The following is a 16,548-nucleotide window of genomic DNA, read 5'->3' as shown; positions in this document are numbered from 1 at the left end:
AACTCTAGATCACTCGCCGTCGCCGTGAGGGGCGCAATATACCTCGTGCTCGTAGTGCCCGGGGCCTTCAATCTGTATCGTCGCGTGTTCGATCCCGAGCTCCCGCAACCGCGCCTGCGCACGGTCGAGCAGCTTCCCGTGATCCGCCCTAGCAATCCCGTGATCCGCCCTAGCAATAAGGTGCACCGTGCACAGCACATCGCTGCCGCCCGACGACCACAAATGCAGGTCGTGAATCGCCTCCACACCTTCGAGCGCGACCAGCGCGTCCCCCACGTCGTCGGGATCGATCCCCTCGGGGACGCGTTCGAGCAGCACGCTTATCGACGTCTTCAGCAACCCCCACGCCCTCGGCAACACCAGCCCGGCGATGACGAGCGAGGCCACGACATCTGCCCCGGTGAATCCTGTCACCGCGATAACCACTCCGGCGACGATCACCGCGATGGAGCCGAGCAAGTCCACGATCACGTGGAGGAACGCGCCCTCGATATTCACCGACTGTTTCCGCTGCGACTTCAGCAGCAGCGCAGACACCGCATTCGCGACAAGACCGATGACCGCGACGATGATCATCGCCCGCGTCTGGATCCCCTCCGGGCTTCCGATCCGCTGCACCGCCTCAACGACGATCCACACCGAGATCACCGCCACCGTCACGGCATTCACCGCCGCGGCCAGGACCTCCACGCGCCGGTAGCCGAATGTGGCGTAGCGCGACGCCGGCTTGCGCCCCACCGCTACCGCGATGAGCGCAATCATCAGGCCCGTCGCGTCGGAGAGCATGTGCATCGCATCCGCCATGAGCGCCATCGAGCCCGATAACCAGCCACCGATGAGCTCGGCGAAGAACACGATCCCCGTGATGCCGAGTGCCGTGCCCAGCGCCCACAACGGCGCATCGCTGACGCCGTGGTCGTGGGCGCGGTGGTCATGCCCGCTCCCGCGTGCCCCGCTACCAGCGGTCCCGCGTCGGCGACCGTCTCCGTCGTGCCGGTGTTCCGTCATGGTCACCACTCTATGACAGTTTGACGCTTAATGACAAGCTACTGAAAACACTCAAAACGCGGAATCCTGTACCTCACCTGCGTAGACCGTGATGTATGCACCTGCACACATTTCCGACTCCAGGAACAATGTGATCCAGAACACGTCAGCGGACCGAAAATGTTGTTACTGTGGGGCGCTGACTGTTCAAGCGGTCTGTTAGTTAGAAAACCTTAATTAGAAAGGTGGTCGCACCGTGACCAACAAGAACCCGAACGACCCGAACAACCTCCCGAAGGAAGCCGCCGACCGTCTCGGCCGCGGCGAGAAGATCACCGACAACGTCGATGAGACCCGCGTCCACGACAGGATCGACCAGACTCGCGCCGGCGACAACCTGAACGAGACCCGCGTCAACGAAGAACGCATCAAGCCGTCGGAGACAACCGCAAATCGCGAGGTCCGCACTGACTCCCGCCCGGCCACCACGACCGGCGGTTCCACCGCTGTCGAGGAGTCCGAGGGCGGCAGCGGCTGGTGGAAGTGGCTGCTCGGCCTGCTGGCCCTGATCCTGCTCGGCCTGCTGATCTGGTCCCTGGTCGGCGGTGGCGACGACGAGTCCGACGAGCCCGCCACTTCCGTCACCGGAACCACCACCGTCGAGGAGACCACTACCGCTGGTGCCGCTGAGGGCGCAGGCGAGACCGCTGGCGATGCTGCCGGTGACGCGACCGGCACGGCTGGCGACGCAGCCGAGGGCGCTGGCGATGCAGCTAGCGATGCCGGTGACGCTGCTGGCGATGCAGCCGGCGACGCTACCGATGCCGTCGGCGACGCAGCCGGCGACGCCACCAACTAAGCACGGTCAGCCGGTTCTGTCCGGCATCCACCGCGGGCCGCCTCAACGCGGTGCCCCCCAACCCCGCGATTCCCGCACCAGGGACGCGGGGTTCATTCGTGCCCGCACCCGCCTTCAGATAAGACAGCCGCACATCGGCCAGTGAATCTGTTTAAATCTCGCTTGAGCCCAAAACGATATAAGACCAGGCAGGCAGCTTTCGAGACGAATCGTGAATGATTGAGATGTAAACAGATTCACTGGGGTTCGCTGCCTGTATTCCTGACACTCCCTCATCGTCCCGCAATCACACAGCGCCTGGCGCACACCTGCCGGTGAACGATTTGACCGGCCCCATATGTGCAGGGATTTATTAGAGAAGGTAGCAGCGTTCCGACTTCAAAGACGACCACACGCAGGGCGCAAGTCGTTCACCAGAGCATTCGCCAGCTATGGATAGCGCGTTTCAAGCCGACGTCCGCACCTATATATAGGCATAGAAAAACCGCCCGAGAGATCCATGCGGGATCCCGGGCGGTGAGCCCCTGCCGCACAGGGCGGCTACCAGTGGTTTAGCGAGCGGTGTCGTTCAGAGGATTCTGAACCCAGGTCATCATGTCGCGGAGCTGAGCACCGGTCTTTTCGATCGGGTGCTGGGAGATCTTCTCGCGCAGGCCCTCGAGTTCCTTATTGTCGCCCTCAACGTTGGCGATGAGGCGCTTGGTGAAGTCACCGGACTGAATGTCCTTGAGAACATCGCGCATGCGATCCTTAGCGCCCTCGTCGACGATGCGGGGACCAGACAGGTAGCCGCCGAACTCAGCCGTGTCGGAGATGGAGTAGTTCATGTTGGCCAGGCCGCCCTCGTAGATGAGGTCGACGATGAGCTTCATTTCGTGGAGGCACTCGAAGTAGGCCATCTCCGGCTCGTAGCCGGCTTCAGTGAGGACGTCGAAACCGTTCTTGATCAGCTCTTCCAGGCCACCGCAGAGAACTGCCTGCTCGCCGAAGAGGTCGGTAACGGTCTCAGCCTCGAAGGTGGTCGGGATGACGCCGGCGCGGGCGCCACCGATTGCTGCGGCGTAGGACAGGGCGAGCGCCTGGCCGTTCCCGGTCGGATCCTGCTCGACGGCGATCAGGCAGGGAACGCCCTTGCCGTCGGCGAAGGTGCGGCGGACCAGGTGGCCCGGACCCTTCGGGGCGACCATGGCGACGGTGATGTTGTCGGCCGGGTCGATGAGCTTGAAGTGGATGTTCAGGCCGTGGCCGAAGAACAGGGCGTCGCCCTCGTTCAGGTTCGGCTCGATGTCGTTGGCGAAGATCTCTGCCTGGGAGGTGTCCGGGGCGAGCAGCATGATGACGTCGGCCCACTTAGCGGCCTCTGCGTTGGTCTTGACCTCGAAGCCGGCCTCGCGCGCTTTCTCTGCGGACTTGGAACCGTCGCGCAGACCGATGACCACCTCGACGCCGGACTCGCGCAGGTTCTGGGCGTGGGCATGGCCCTGGGATCCGTAGCCGATGACGGCGACCTTACGGCCCTGAATGATGGAGAGATCAGCGTCGTCGTCGTAGAAGACTTCAATTGCCATGAGCGAAGCACTCACCTTTCTGTTCTTTGTTATGCGCCGAAGCGCTCTGCACATTCTGATTTCCTCAAGAACGTGTCCCGCATATTGGGCGACATGTTTCACTATACGGGACACGGGGCGATCTGTGTGGGATCGAGCCCTATTGTTTATGGCCTTATTTGGAAGAAGCCATGGTCTTCGGGCCGCGGTTCAATGCGACACGACCGGACTGGACCAGCTCGCGCACACCGAACGGTTCCAAGACCTCGAGGAAGGCACGGAGCTTGCTCGAGGTGCCGGTCGCTTCGATCACCACGGAATCCGGGGCGACGTCCACAATGCGGGCACGGAAGATATTGGCGGCGTCGACAACCTGCGGGCGGTTGCTGTTGTTGGCGCTGACTTTCACCAGCATCAACGAACGCCCGATGGTGTTGTCCTCGTCCAGGCGCACGACCTTGATCACCTGGATAAGCTTGTTCAGCTGCTTGGTCAGCTGCTCGATGGCGTGCTCGGAGGCGTCCACCACGACGGTCAGGCGGTTGATGCCCTCGGTCTCCGTTTTGGCGGAAGTGAGCGAGACAAGGTTGAAGCCGCGGCGGGTGAACATGGCGGTCACGCGGGTGATGATGCCTTCGACATCCTGCACCAGCACCGACACGACACTGCGTGTGACATCGTCATAGATCGGGTTGTTGTTCATCATTATTTCTCCTCCGCATCTGCCTGAGCGTCGGCACCAGATTCGGTCTTGGATTCGGCCACGGTCTCGTGGATGTCGGCGGGAGTTTCGCCGGCGGACATGTCTTCGTCGAAAAGCGGGCGCAGATCGCGCGCATACTGGATCTCGGAATTGGAGCTGCCGGCGGAAATCATCGGCCACACCTGGGAGTCCTCGCCGACAACGAAGTCGATGAGGACCGGACGGTCGTTGATCTCGCGGGCGCGCTTGATGGCGGGCAGCACTTCTTCCTCGGTGGTGACGCGGATGGCTTCGGCGCCGAGTGCGCTGGCCAGACCGAGAAAGTCCGGGATGTACGTCTCGTCCTGGTGCAGCTTGGTGTGGGAATAGTGGCCGTCGTAGAACAGCGTCTGCCACTGTCGGACCATGCCCAGGTTGCCGTTGTTGATCAGGGCGATCTTGAACGGGAAGCCCTCGACAGCGGCGGTGGTGATCTCCTGGTTGGTCATCTGGAAGCAGCCGTCGCCGTCGATGGCCCAGACTTCCTTGTCCGGGCAGGCGGCTTTGGCGCCGAGCGCGGCCGGGATGGAATAACCCATGGTGCCCAGGCCGCCGGAGTTGAGCCAGGTGCGCGGGTGCTCGAAGTCGAGGAACTGCGCGGACCACATCTGGTGCTGGCCGACGCCCGCGACATAGATGGCCTCCGGGCCGACTTCCTTGGACAGCGTCTCGATGACGAACTGCGGCGACAGGGAGCCGTCCTCGTTCTTCTGGTAGCCGCGCGGGAAGCGCTCCTTCATGTCGCCCAAGTAGTCCTTCCACTCCCCGATCTTCGGAGCGGAGACCTTCTTGCCCTTCTTGAAGGGCTCGGTGAGCTGGATCAAGACTTCCTTGGCGTCGCCGACGATCGGGACGTCCACCGGGCGGATCTTGCCGATCTCGGCGGGGTCGACATCGGCGTGGATCACCTTGGCATCGGGGGCGAAGTGCTCGGGGTCGCCGGTGACGCGGTCATCGAAGCGCGCGCCGATGGTGATGAGGAGATCGGCCTTCTGCAGTGCGGCGACGGCGGGGACGGTGCCGTGCATGCCCGGCATGCCCATGTTCAGCGGGTGGTGCGTCGGAAACGCGCCGAGCGCCATGAGGGTGGTCACGACCGGGACACCGGTGGCCTCAGCGAACTTGAGCAGCTCCTTCGACGCATTGGCCTTGATGATGCCGCCGCCGGCGTAGATCACCGGGCGCTCCGCCTTGGCAATCATCTTCGCGGCGGACGTGATCTGGCGGCCGTGCGGGTTCGTCGTCGGCTTGTAACCCGGCAAATCGATGACCGGCGGCCACTCGAAATCGATCTCGGCGTTCTGAACGTCCTTCGGGAAGTCCACGAGGACCGGGCCCGGGCGGCCGGTGCTCGCGAGGTGGAAGGCCTCGGCGAGAGCCTGCGGGATCTCCCCGACGTCGGTCACCATGATGCTGTGCTTGGTGATCGGCATCGTGATGCCGCGGATATCGGCCTCCTGGAATGCGTCCGTACCCAGCAGCGGGGTGCCCACCTGGCCGGTAATGGCCACGATCGGCACCGAGTCGAGGTACGCATCGGCCAGTGCGGTGACCAGGTTGGTCGCACCGGGCCCCGAGGTCGCGACGCACACGCCGACCTTGCCGGACGCCAGAGCATAGCCCTCAGCGGCGTGGCCGCCGCCCTGCTCGTGGCGCACCAGAACGTGGCGCAGCTTTTTGGCGGCAAACAGGGCGTCGTAAAGCGGAAGGACCGCACCCCCTGGAATGCCGAAGACGAACTCGGTGCCCAGCTCCTCGAGGCTGCGGACGATGGCTTCCGCGCCTGTTATCCGCTCCACCTTTTTCTTCTGTGACGCTGCCACTATTCTCCGAACTCCTTTGGTGAGTTGTCAGCACTCTGGGTGATCTACGACAAACGCCCCCGCTCTACAACCTGAGGCGGGGGCGCTTATCGTTCGACGGCTACGTAGACGAGTACGTCGCGCGAGGGACAAGCGCCGCGCGAATCACTGCTACTAGGTCGATGAAGATCATGCCTAGATCATACACAGCTCCAAGGAACTCATAGGGAAAATGAGGATAATCTAGAGTCGCTATGCCATTCACACTTATTCTCGAACACGCTTGGCGCTGGTTGGCCGACACCGGCATCAACCTCGCCTTGCTCATCGTTTTGGCGATGCTCGTGCCGCGCGCGGGCCGCCTCGCCAACCGCTATGCCGAACGCCAACTCGCCGACATAAAGGACGCCCACGAGGGCAAATCCTCTCTCGCTATCGCCGGCGTGGTCATTTACATCGTCCAACTGCTGGCGTATTTTTTGATCCTGGTCTTCTTCCTCCAGCAGATCGGATTCTCGCTCGCCGGTGCCGCCATCCCCGCCACCGTCGTCTCCGCCGCAGTCGGTTTCGGCGCGCAGAATATTATTGCGGATTTCGTCGCGGGCTTTTTCATTCTTTCGGAGAAGCAGTACGGCGTGGGTGACCTTGTCACTTTCCAGATCAGCGGCACAGAGGTCACGGGCGACGTCATCCAGATCACGATGCGCGCCACGCAGATCCGCACACTCGAGCAGAACACGGTGACCATCCCGAACTCGACGGCGCAGGTGTGCATCAACAACTCCAATATCTGGTCGCGCGCACTGGTCGTCGTGCCTGTTCCGCTCGCACGCTCCCGCGACGTGGACGAAGTCATCGCCCGCGCCGAGCGCGCCGCGCGCAAGGCGCTGGCCAACCCGGAGATCGCCCCGCTGATCCGCGGCGAACTCCTCTCCCAGCCGGGCATTGAGATCAACCCGCCGAACACGGTCGGCATGCCGTGGACCCTGGACATCCGCTTCATGGTGCGCTGCGCACCGGGCGACCAGTTCCCTGTCGAGCGTGCTCTCCGCGTCCACATCCTCGAGGAATTCTTCGACGAATACGGTTCGCAGACGAAAACGCAACCGCTTGACGACGACGCCACGCAGTCCTTCCCCGCCGTTTCCACCGGCCGGTACAAGTCCGGTTGGAGCGAGGACTATTCCGAGGCGGCTGAAGCCGGATCTACGAGCCGCGCCGCCGCCGCGACCACGGAGCTCCCCGCCGCTAACGCTACGGCCGACACTGGCAGCACGGCTGTGATCTCTCCGGTGCCGGGCACTGAAAGCGCTGGCGACGCAGAGGTGACCTCGCGGGCCGGTGTCAACCCCGATCCCGAGCTGAGCGACCACGAAGAAGTCGCGGCTGAAGAAGACCCAGCGGCGGCTGACACCAAGAAGAAGCACCACGCCCTGGGCACCTTCGGCGGACGCGTCCGCGCATCCACGGGTCTGCTCATCGCGATCTTCCTCGGTCTGCTCATCCTCCGCGGCATGACGCTCGATGGCGGAGACTCGAGCGAGGCCCGAGGCGGAATTCTCGCCCCGCCGCGTTCCTCGACGGCCACATCGGAGGCGCCCGACACATCGACCCGCGGCACCGGGACCAAGGACGAGCCGACGAGCACGAGTGCTCCGGAGGACGACTCGACTGCCACCGGGCAGACCGGCAGCGAAAACGCGACTGCACCTGCCCCTGCCCCGGCACCGGGCAACCAGAACAACGAGCAGCAGCGCTCCGGCGAGCAGACCGCGGAAACCACCAGCCCCACCAGGCCGACTGGCGAACCGACGCGCGAGAGCGGCAGCGCGCCCGCGTCCACCCCGAGGGATAACGCGAGCCCAAGCCCGATAGCATGACACCATGACATTCACCCCAGACCGCACCCACATTTTCGCGGCGGTGCTCATGGCAGGCATCGCGCTCATCGGAATCTCTTGGGCCCCGCTGAAGCTCGGCTGGCTACTGATTTTCCCGATTATTTTCATCGTGTGGGTGCTCACCGCGAAGACCCGGGTGGATGATAGCGGCATCGCCGTGTCTTACCTGTTCAAGAAGAACGTGCATCTCCCGTGGGACCAGCTGCGCGGCATCGGCTTCGAGGGCTCCAGCGCGAAAGTGGCGACCGTAGACGGCCAGGAGTACACGCTGCCCGGAGTAACGTTCAATTCATTGCCGGATCTCGCGGAAGCGTCCTCGGGCCGCATCGCCGACGTGATCACGCAGGCCTCCGAGGCCGCGGACGGAATGATGGAGGTCACTGACCAGGAGGGCAATTCCATTCTGGTCACCCCCGAAGAGTACGAGGAGCGCACCGCCGCCGGCGAAAAGCTCTCGATGCCCGGTGAGGGCGATAACGAGGGCAGCTACAAGAACAGTAAAGAAGACGAGGAGTAAGACCACATGCCAAACGCAATCCCGCTTCGTTCCCGAGTCACCACCGTCGGCCGCCAAGCAGCCGGCGCGCGTGCACTGTGGAAGGCAACCGGCACAAAGGACAACGAGTTCGGCCGTCCGATCGTGGCTATCGTCAACTCCTACACCCAGTTTGTGCCCGGCCACGTCCACCTGAAGAATGTCGGCGACATCGTCGCTGAAGCCGTTAGGGAAGCAGGCGGCATTCCGAAGGAATTCAACACGATCGCGGTCGACGACGGCATCGCGATGGGTCACGGCGGCATGCTGTACTCCCTGCCCAGCCGCGAGATCATCTCCGACTCGGTCGAATACATGGTCAACGCCCACACCGTCGACGCGATGGTGTGCATCTCCAACTGCGACAAGATCACCCCGGGCATGCTGAACGCGGCGATGCGTCTGAATATCCCGGCAGTGTTCGTCTCCGGCGGCCCGATGGAGGCCGGCAAGGCAGTCGTCATCGACGGCGTCGCGCAAACGGGCACGAAGACGAACCTCGTCGACGCGATGTCCAGCTCCGCCAACGACGCGATTTCCGACGCCGACCTGGACCGCATCGTCGAATCCGCCTGCCCCACCTGCGGCTCCTGCTCCGGCATGTTCACGGCGAACTCGATGAACTGCCTGACCGAGGCGCTCGGCCTGTCGTTGCCCGGCAACGGGACCACCCTGGCCACCCACACCGCCCGACGCCGCCTGTTCGAGCGCGCCGGCGAAGCCGTCATGGAGATCGCCCGCCGCTACTACGGCGAGGGCGATGAGTCGGTGCTGCCGCGTAGCATCGCCACCCGCGAGGCTTTCCGCAACGCGATGGCGCTGGATATGGCCATGGGCGGATCGTCCAACACGATCCTGCACACGCTCGCCGCCGCCCAAGAAGGCGAGGTCAACTTCGACTTGAAGGACATCGACGAGCTTTCCCACGAGATCGCCTGCATCTCCAAGGTCGCCCCGAACGGCGACGCCCATATCGAGGACGTGCACCGCGCCGGCGGCATTCCCCGCATCCTCGGCGAGCTGAACCGCGCCGGTCTGCTCAACACCGATGTTCATTCCGTGGCCTACTCGAACTTGCAGGACTGGCTCGACGACTGGGATATCCGCGGTGGGAAAGCTACTGACGAAGCGATCGAGCTCTTCCACGCCGCCCCCGGCGGCGTGCGGTCGTCCGAGGCGTTCTCCCAGTCCAACCGCTGGGACGAGCTGGACACGGACCCGGTGGGCGGCGTCATCCACGACTTCGACCACCCGTTTACTTCCGACGGCGGTCTGGTCGTCCTGCGCGGCAACTTGGCCGAGGACGGCGCGATCCTGAAGACCGCCGGTGTCGAGGAAGACTTATGGGAGTTCTCCGGCCCCGCCCGCGTCGTTGATTCGCAAGAGCAAGCTGTCTCCATGATTCTGGCGCGCGAGGTTCAGCCGGGCGACGTGGTGGTCATCCGCTACGAGGGCCCCGCAGGCGGACCGGGCATGCAGGAAATGCTGCATCCGACGTCCTTCCTCAAAGGTGCCGGCTTGGGCAAGGTGTGCGCCTTGATCACCGACGGCCGCTTCTCCGGCGGCACGTCGGGATTGTCCATTGGCCACATCTCCCCCGAGGCGGCCCAAGGCGGCTTGATCGGTCTGATCGAGAACGGCGACACGATCCGTATCTCGGTCCGAGACCGCAAGTTGCAGCTTGAGGTCGACGACGATGTGCTCGACCGCCGCCGCGCGGAAATGGAGCAGCGGGACACCCCGTTCACCCCGAACCGCACGCGCCACGTGACGAAGGCACTGCGCGCGTACTCCAAGATGGCTACTTCGGCCGATAAGGGCGCTGTGCGCCGCGTCGACTAAAGTTCTGGTTCGACCCATTTATGTGATCGAACCAGGATGAGGACATGCCGCTTCTTCTACTGCTCGGCGTCGTGCTCGGCGCGGTCAACCTCGGCCAGAGCTTTCACCTCGCCGTCAACGAGACGCTTCTCGACGTCGGCGTGTTCCGCGACGCCGGCGCCGCCTTCATCAGCGGCGCTCCGCTGTACGAGGGCTTCCCCTCCCGCAGTGGTTTCGCGTTCATCTACCCGCCGTTCGCGGCGTTGCTCTTCGTGCCTTTGACATGGGTGCCTGAAGTGGCGATGGACATCATCTGGAATTCCTCCATCATCGCTGCGCTCTTCGGCATCATGGCGATGGCCTGCCACCGCCTCGGCCTGCGCCCGTGGTGGGCGTGGGCGGCGGCGTTGACCGGCTTCGCCACCTGTCTCGACACGGTGTCCTCGAACCTGTGCTACGGGCAGATCAATATCTTCCTCGTCTTCCTGGTCACGGCCGACGTGCTCGGCTACACGCCCAAGGCGGTTCGCGGCTTAGGCATCGGCATCGCTGCCGGAATCAAGCTGACACCTGCCGCGTACGGCGTGATCTTCCTCGCGCGCAAGGACTGGTGGTCGGTCGCACGGTCGGCCGGATTCTTCCTGCTCACCGCACTCATCGGCGTCGCGTTCCGCCCGCGCGAGTCGATCTATTTCTGGACAGAGGAATTCTTCGCCACCGACCGCGGCGGCGATGTCTTCTACCCGCCCAACCAGGGTCTCGGCGGAATGCTGTCGAGGGGGCTGGTGGATGTGGCAGTCGTCGCGAAGCTCTCGCCCGTCTTCTTGCTGGTCTTCGCCGCAGCGACGATTTTCATCGCATACCGGTTGGAGCAGCACGGCCGCAGTGTCGAGGCGCTCCTCGTGGTCGTGTTGGGGATTTCCCTCGGCGGGCCGTTCGCTGTCTCCCACCACTGGGCGGGCATTGTCCTGGTCCTTCCGCTCATTTTCGCGGTCCGCGAGCAAGGCTTACGCTTCCTGCTCGCGGTCGCCGCGGGCGCGTGGATCGTGCCGGGCTACGAACTTGTGCCCGAGGAGGACGCTCAGGCGTTCGCGTGGCCGCTCTGGTTCAACAGCAACATCATCGGGCTACTGGGCCTGGCCATCTTCGTGGCGTACCTGATCTTCGCCATCGGCGGTCGTTTCAGCGCAGATTTCCTAGGCGAAGACCCAGAGCAGAACCGCGGCGGCGATGCCGATGGCGGCGCAGAGCCACGAACTGACCATCGGGCGACGCGTCCAGCTGCGGCCGAAGTCGATGCCGAAGATTCCCGGGCCGGTGAATTGAACCGCTAGCGCCATCCCTGCGAGTGCGACAGCAAGCCAAACCGACGGCTCCCACGCGAAGATGTCCGAGGTGGCCTCGGAAGAAGTGATGGTCTCGATCGCAGTGAAGCCAGTCGCCGCGACGGCGACCAGCGACGCGATCGGGGTCAAAAGGCCCAGCACGAGGAACACGCCGGATGCCAAGCCCATCGTCGGCAACGCGATGGCGAGTGCGCGCGGGTAGTTATACGAGGCGAGCTCGTCTTCGAGACCAGCCAGCCCAGCGTTGCCGCCCAGCTGGAACAGGACTGCAATCGACGTGAGGATCAGCACACCGCCGAGCACGAGACGCAGAATGAGCAGACCGACGTCGATCGTCCCACGGCCGATCGGCGGCTGCGGCTCGCCGGCGGTATCTGCCTTAAGAGCTGCGCTTTCCGACGCCAGGTTCTCCGCTCCCTCCGTCGTGTGCAACGCGCCCGCGGTACTGACTGTACTGGCTGCCACCGGCTCCGCTGCGGTGTCTGCTGCGGACGAGGTCACTGCCTTGGCACCAGGCTCGTCGACGCGGTCCACGGTGATGTCCACCGGCTTGCGCTGTTCCGTCTTGTCAGCCTTCGGCGCAGACGGCAAGACCTCAGTTGGTGCGGCCTTGCCGGTACGTGTGTAAACGTTAGTGGTGGGCACCTCATCCAGGTTGTCGAGGTGGTCCAGATCAGTGACGTCCTCGAGCTTCCGCGCCCTGTCGGCGGAGCTGTTCACGGACGAGCTTGCGGGCTTCTTGCTGCCTTTATCAGTCATGCCTTCAAACTTAAGGCAGGAAAACACCGCTATCGGGCTGCCACGCAGGGGTGTCTGCTACGTTGCGGTTCTCCGTATTCGCAGTCAGCCGCGAGTGCGGGACGCGGTCGCCCCGGCCCAGATGTTGATGCCGGCGTCGTGGGCGATGTCGTCAATAAGCGAAAGCTCTTCGTCGCTGAAGTCCAGGTTGTCCACGGCGTCGAGGTTCGCGTCGAGCTGCTCGACACTGGAGGCTCCGATGAGCGCGCTGGTCACGGTGCGCTCGGCCTGGTCGCGCAGGACCCAGGCGATGGCCATCTGGGCGAGCGACTGGCCGCGCTTGGTGGCAATGTCGTTGAGCTTGCGCGCCATGGCGATATTGTCCTCGCTGAGCATTCCTTCACTCAAGGACTTGCCGGCAGCGGCGCGGGAATCGGCCGGAATGCCGTCCAGGTAGCGGTCGGTGAGCAGACCCTGGGCCAGCGGGGAGAACGCGATGACGCCGAGGCCGCTCTCCGCGGCGGACTGGAGCAGGGAGACATTGTCCTCGCCCGGCTCTTCGACCCAGCGGTTGACGATGGAATAGCTCGGCTGGTGGATGAGCAGGGGGCAGCCCTCCCCCGCCGTGATCTCGGCCGCCTCGGCGGTGAGCTCCGGGCCGTAGGAGGAAATGCCGACATAGAGCGCCTTGCCCGATGCGACGATGTCGCGCAGCGCGTACATCGTTTCCTCTAGCGGCGTGTCCGGGTCTGGGCGGTGGTGGTAGAAAATATCCACGTAGTCGAGCCCGAGGCGCTTCAGCGACGCGTCGAGCGACGAAACTAGGTATTTACGGGAACCGCCGAAGCCGTACGGACCGTCGTGCATGTGCCAGCCGGCCTTCGAGGAAATGATGAGCTCGTCGCGGTGCGCGGCGAAATCCTCGGCGAGAATGCGGCCAGCGTTGATCTCCGCGGAGCCCGCCGGCGGGCCGTAGTTGTTGGCTAGGTCGAAGTGCGTCACTCCCCGGTCGAACGCGCGGCGCATGATCGCGCGCTGGTTCTCCAGCGGCTTGTCGTCGCCGAAATTGTGCCAAAATCCAAGCGAAACGGCCGGCAGCTTCAGACCGGAATTGCCCACCCGGCGAAACCAGTTGTCCCCATTGCGGTCGTAACGGTTGTCAGCTGCGGTGTAGGCGTTCATGGGCGCCCATTGTGCCACATCTCTGTTACTCTCACTCCGTTCATAATTTTTCCTAATTCTTCCAAACAAAGGTTCTTCAGTGAAGAAAACCCTGAAAGTGGCCATGGCGCTCGTCGGCCTCACAGTCGGCGCCGGCTTCGCCTCCGGCCAAGAAGTGCTGCAATACTTCCTCTCCTTCGGCTACTGGGGCATCATCGGTGCCGCCGTCGCCGGCCTCACCATCGCGGTGCTCAGCGCATTCGTCTACCAGCTCGGCTCCTACTACCTCGCCGACAACCACAGCGTGGTATTCGAGAGCGTTTCCAGGCCGCTGCTGGCCAAGTACATGGATTACACCACCATGTTCACGCTGTTCTGCATCGGCTTTGTCATGGTGGCAGGCGCAGGCGCCAATATGGAGCAGCAATTCGGGTTCCAAACCTGGATCGGCTCCGCGATCATGGTCGTGCTGCTGGTCCTGTCGGGCTTTCTGGACGTGGACAAGCTCAGCAACGTCATCTCGATGATCACGCCGCTGCTGATTGTCTGCATCATCGGCGCGTTCATCATCACGCTGATGAACATGCCGGACAACCTTGGTGAACTCAACGAGCTCGCCCAGACCACCCCGCACGCGCAGGGCACATTCGGCAACTGGTTCATCACCGCGATGAACTACGCGACCCTGGTGATGATCATGGACTGCTCCATGATGCTCGTCTTCGCCGGCTCCCACATCAACCCGGCGCAGACCGGCAAGGGCGGCCTTCTCGGCGGCATCATCTTCGCAGTCCTGCTGATGATCCTGGTGTTCATCCTGTTCTTCAACATGGAGCACATCCTGGACGCGGACATGCCTCTGCTCAAGGTCTTCGACACCATGCACCCGGCGATCGGCACGGCGGTGTCCATCGTGATCTACCTGATGATCTACAACACCGCCGTCGGCCTCTTCTACGCTCTGGGCCGCCGCCTCAGCCACGACAAGCCGGAGAAATTCCGCCGCTACTACTTCATCGTGGTCGCGGTCGGCTTCGCGCTGTCGTTCATCGGGTTCGCCGACCTTGTCGGCTGGGTCTACCCGCTGCTGGGCTACTTGGGCCTCATCCTCGGCGTGATCATGGCTGTCGCGTGGTTCCGCGACCGCCAGAACATCAAGGAGGAGACCGGCCGCCGCGCGCGTCTCGCCGAGCTCGCCGAATCGCAGCTGCACCCCGAATCCGACAACCTGTCCGCCGAGGAGCGCCACGAGGTCGACGACCTGACCAAGGATTCGAATATCGGCGACCAGAACCTCTGGCACTCGGTCCAGGAGGAGGTTGCCGCGGACCTCGACGCCGACGATTCCAACGACTTCAGCTTGGAAAATGTCCCCGCCCTCGACCCGGAGTCCGACTCCTACGGCGGCGCGCCCGAATCGAAGGGCGACTCGATCGACTGGAAGTCCTACGAGGAGATGTACGAGACCGGCGAGTTCCCCGCCGTGAACAACAAGCCGTAGCTTATCGACGCACAAACTGCCCCGGACGCCGAACGATTTCCGTTCAGCGAACCGGGGCAGTTCTTTTTCTGTAGCTAGTCCGCGAGCTTCTTCGCGATGATCTCGTTGATCGCCTTCGGGTCGGCCTTGCCCTGCGTCGCCTTCATCACCGCACCGACGATTGCGCCGGTGACCTTGGTATTGCCGGCCTTGTACTTCTCCACGATGTCCGGGTTCGCCGCCAAGGCTTCGTCGACGGCTGCCTCGATCGCGCCGTCGTCACGCACCACCTCGAGGCCGCGCTTTTCGACGACCTCGTCGACGTTGCCTTCGCCCTCGATGACTCCGTCGATCGCCTGGCGGCCGAGCTTGGTGGTCAGCTTGCCATCCTTGACCAGCTCGACCACGCGGGCGACATCGGCCGGGGTGACGCCGAGCGCGTCGAGGTCCTTGCCCAGCTCGTTACCCTTGCCGGCGATGTAGGAGACCCACCATGCGCGGGCCTCGTCCGGCGTGGTGCCGGCTTCGACGGTGTCGACGATGAGGTCGAGAGCGCCGGCGTTGACCAGGTCACGGAATTCCTTTTCCGGTAGCTGCCACTCCTCCTGAATGCGGGCGCGGCGCACCCACGGCAGCTCCGGCAGGGTCGCGCGGATCTCTTCGACCCACTCGGGCTTCGCGATGACGGGCGGCAGGTCGGGGTCGTTGAAGTAGCGGTACTCGCTCGCCTCTTCTTTCGGGCGGCCCTTGGAAGTGGTGCCGTCGGCCTCCTGGTAGTGGCGGGTCTCCTGGACGATCTCGCCGCCGGCCTCGAGGACGCCTGCGTGGCGCTGCATCTCGTAGCGCACGGCCTGCTCGACGGACTTCAGCGAGTTGATGTTCTTGGTCTCAGTGCGGGTGCCGAACTTTTCCTGGCCCTTGGGGCGCAGCGAGACATTCGCGTCGCACCGCATCGAGCCCTGGTCCATGCGTGCGTCGGACACACCGAGCGCCTTGACCAGCTCGCGCAGCGCACCGACGTAAGCACGGGCGACCTCGGGGGCGCGCTCGCCGGCGCCCTCGATCGGCTTGGTCACGATCTCGATCAGCGGGATCCCGGCACGGTTGCAGTCCACCAGGGACGCCGTCGCGCCGGAGATGCGGCCGGACGCAGAACCCAGATGGGTCAGCTTGCCGGTGTCTTCCTCCATGTGGGCGCGCTCAATCTCGACGCGCCACTCGGTGCCGTCGTCGAGGACGACATCGAGGTAACCGTCGTACGCGATCGGCTCGTCGTACTGCGAGATCTGATAGTTCTTCGGCTGGTCCGGGTAGAAGTAGTTCTTGCGTGCGAAGCGGGACGCCTCGGCGATTTTGCAGTTCAGCGCGAGACCGATCTTGATGGCCCATTCCACGCCCTTGGCGTTGACCACCGGAAGCGCGCCCGGCAGGCCGAGCGACACCGGGTCGATGTTGGTGTTCGGCTCCGCCCCGAAGTGGGCCGAAGAGGTGGAGAACATCTTGGTCTCCGTGGACAGCTCCACGTGCACCTCGAGACCCATCACCGGGTCGTACTTTTCCAGGACATCGCTGTAATCCATCAGGTCGTACGCAGTCATGGTTGCCAAGTGTAGTGCCCCGAGTCCCCCG

The 16,548-nt window shown here is 63.8% G+C and carries 12 protein-coding genes and 1 pseudogene; 6 read left to right on the top strand and 7 right to left on the bottom strand.

Translation table 11 applies throughout. The annotated features are described in order from the left end of the window. Window positions 1-9: 9 nt before the first annotated feature. Window positions 10-1,008 (bottom strand): cation diffusion facilitator family transporter, encoded by a 999-nt coding sequence (locus tag CAPP_RS05135; RefSeq protein ID WP_084560470.1) that lies wholly within the window; start codon window positions 1,006-1,008, stop codon window positions 10-12. A gap of 235 nt (window positions 1,009-1,243) precedes the next feature. Between CAPP_RS05135 and CAPP_RS05130 the strand changes: the two genes are divergently transcribed. Further along, window positions 1,244-1,846: a hypothetical protein gene (locus tag CAPP_RS05130; protein ID WP_076598429.1), complete on the top strand. Its 603-nt coding sequence runs from the start codon at window positions 1,244-1,246 to the stop codon at window positions 1,844-1,846. A gap of 551 nt (window positions 1,847-2,397) precedes the next feature. Here CAPP_RS05130 and ilvC read toward each other — a convergent pair. The 3 genes from ilvC to CAPP_RS05115 form a co-directional block, all read right to left on the bottom strand. Next, window positions 2,398-3,414 (bottom strand): ketol-acid reductoisomerase, encoded by a 1,017-nt coding sequence (ilvC, locus tag CAPP_RS05125; RefSeq protein WP_076598428.1) that lies wholly within the window; start codon window positions 3,412-3,414, stop codon window positions 2,398-2,400. 154 nt (window positions 3,415-3,568) lie between these two features. Next, window positions 3,569-4,096 carry an acetolactate synthase small subunit gene (gene ilvN / locus CAPP_RS05120; RefSeq protein ID WP_076598612.1) on the bottom strand — a complete coding sequence of 176 codons (528 nt, stop codon included), beginning with the start codon at window positions 4,094-4,096 and terminating at the stop codon, window positions 3,569-3,571. A gap of 2 nt (window positions 4,097-4,098) precedes the next feature. Next, on the bottom strand, window positions 4,099-5,958 hold the full coding sequence (locus CAPP_RS05115) for an acetolactate synthase large subunit (protein ID WP_076598427.1): 1,860 nt from the start codon (window positions 5,956-5,958) through the stop codon (window positions 4,099-4,101). 233 nt (window positions 5,959-6,191) lie between these two features. On the opposite strand from CAPP_RS05115, the gene CAPP_RS05110 reads away from it, so the two are divergent. The 4 genes and pseudogenes from CAPP_RS05110 to CAPP_RS05095 form a co-directional block, all read left to right on the top strand. Continuing rightward, window positions 6,192-7,817, top strand: coding sequence for a mechanosensitive ion channel family protein (locus CAPP_RS05110; protein WP_076598426.1), 1,626 nt, complete (start codon window positions 6,192-6,194; stop codon window positions 7,815-7,817). A gap of 4 nt (window positions 7,818-7,821) precedes the next feature. Then, window positions 7,822-8,355, top strand: a complete 534-nt coding sequence (locus CAPP_RS05105; RefSeq protein ID WP_076598425.1) for a PH domain-containing protein — start codon at window positions 7,822-7,824, stop codon at window positions 8,353-8,355. Between the two features lie 6 nt (window positions 8,356-8,361). Beyond that, window positions 8,362-10,215: a dihydroxy-acid dehydratase gene (ilvD, locus tag CAPP_RS05100; protein ID WP_076598424.1), complete on the top strand. Its 1,854-nt coding sequence runs from the start codon at window positions 8,362-8,364 to the stop codon at window positions 10,213-10,215. Between the two features lie 44 nt (window positions 10,216-10,259). Then, window positions 10,260-11,096 (top strand): annotated as a pseudogene (locus CAPP_RS05095) (glycosyltransferase 87 family protein); the annotation flags it as partial. A 294-nt stretch (window positions 11,097-11,390) separates the two neighbouring features. Here the strand turns inward: CAPP_RS05095 and CAPP_RS05090 are convergent. Together CAPP_RS05090 and CAPP_RS05085 are read right to left on the bottom strand one after the other, a co-directional pair. Next, a complete protein-coding gene (locus CAPP_RS05090; protein ID WP_084560469.1) occupies window positions 11,391-12,299 on the bottom strand; it encodes a DoxX family protein in 909 nt (302 codons plus the stop codon). Between the two features lie 84 nt (window positions 12,300-12,383). Continuing rightward, complete coding sequence (locus CAPP_RS05085) at window positions 12,384-13,460, bottom strand: aldo/keto reductase (protein WP_076598422.1); 1,077 nt, start codon at window positions 13,458-13,460, stop codon at window positions 12,384-12,386. A gap of 79 nt (window positions 13,461-13,539) precedes the next feature. Between CAPP_RS05085 and CAPP_RS05080 the strand changes: the two genes are divergently transcribed. Then, window positions 13,540-14,940: a YkvI family membrane protein gene (locus tag CAPP_RS05080; protein WP_076598421.1), complete on the top strand. Its 1,401-nt coding sequence runs from the start codon at window positions 13,540-13,542 to the stop codon at window positions 14,938-14,940. Window positions 14,941-15,014: 74 nt separating this feature from the next. Here CAPP_RS05080 and gatB read toward each other — a convergent pair whose 3' ends face one another. After that, window positions 15,015-16,517 (bottom strand): Asp-tRNA(Asn)/Glu-tRNA(Gln) amidotransferase subunit GatB, encoded by a 1,503-nt coding sequence (gene gatB / locus CAPP_RS05075; RefSeq protein ID WP_076598610.1) that lies wholly within the window; start codon window positions 16,515-16,517, stop codon window positions 15,015-15,017. Between the last annotated feature and the right edge of the window lie 31 nt (window positions 16,518-16,548).

Source organism: Corynebacterium appendicis CIP 107643 (assembly GCF_030408415.1).
In the GTDB taxonomy this organism is placed as follows: Bacteria; Actinomycetota; Actinomycetes; order Mycobacteriales; family Mycobacteriaceae; genus Corynebacterium; species Corynebacterium appendicis.
Note: the sequence above shows the minus strand (reverse complement) of the source record. Positions and strands in the feature narration are given on the sequence as shown.

Bases quoted from the DNA above. Each gene is read 5' to 3' on its own strand.
- CAPP_RS05135 (WP_084560470.1), bottom strand. From the start codon at position 1,008: ATGACGGAACACCGGCACGACGGAGACGGTCGCCGACGCGGGACCGCT.
- ilvC (WP_076598428.1), bottom strand. From the start codon at position 3,414: ATGGCAATTGAAGTCTTCTACGACGACGACGCTGATCTCTCCATCATT.
- ilvN (WP_076598612.1), bottom strand. From the start codon at position 4,096: ATGAACAACAACCCGATCTATGACGATGTCACACGCAGTGTCGTGTCG.
- CAPP_RS05110 (WP_076598426.1), top strand. From the start codon at position 6,192: ATGCCATTCACACTTATTCTCGAACACGCTTGGCGCTGGTTGGCCGAC.
- CAPP_RS05105 (WP_076598425.1), top strand. From the start codon at position 7,822: ATGACATTCACCCCAGACCGCACCCACATTTTCGCGGCGGTGCTCATG.
- ilvD (WP_076598424.1), top strand. From the start codon at position 8,362: ATGCCAAACGCAATCCCGCTTCGTTCCCGAGTCACCACCGTCGGCCGC.
- CAPP_RS05090 (WP_084560469.1), bottom strand. From the start codon at position 12,299: ATGACTGATAAAGGCAGCAAGAAGCCCGCAAGCTCGTCCGTGAACAGC.
- CAPP_RS05085 (WP_076598422.1), bottom strand. From the start codon at position 13,460: ATGAACGCCTACACCGCAGCTGACAACCGTTACGACCGCAATGGGGAC.
- gatB (WP_076598610.1), bottom strand. From the start codon at position 16,517: ATGACTGCGTACGACCTGATGGATTACAGCGATGTCCTGGAAAAGTAC.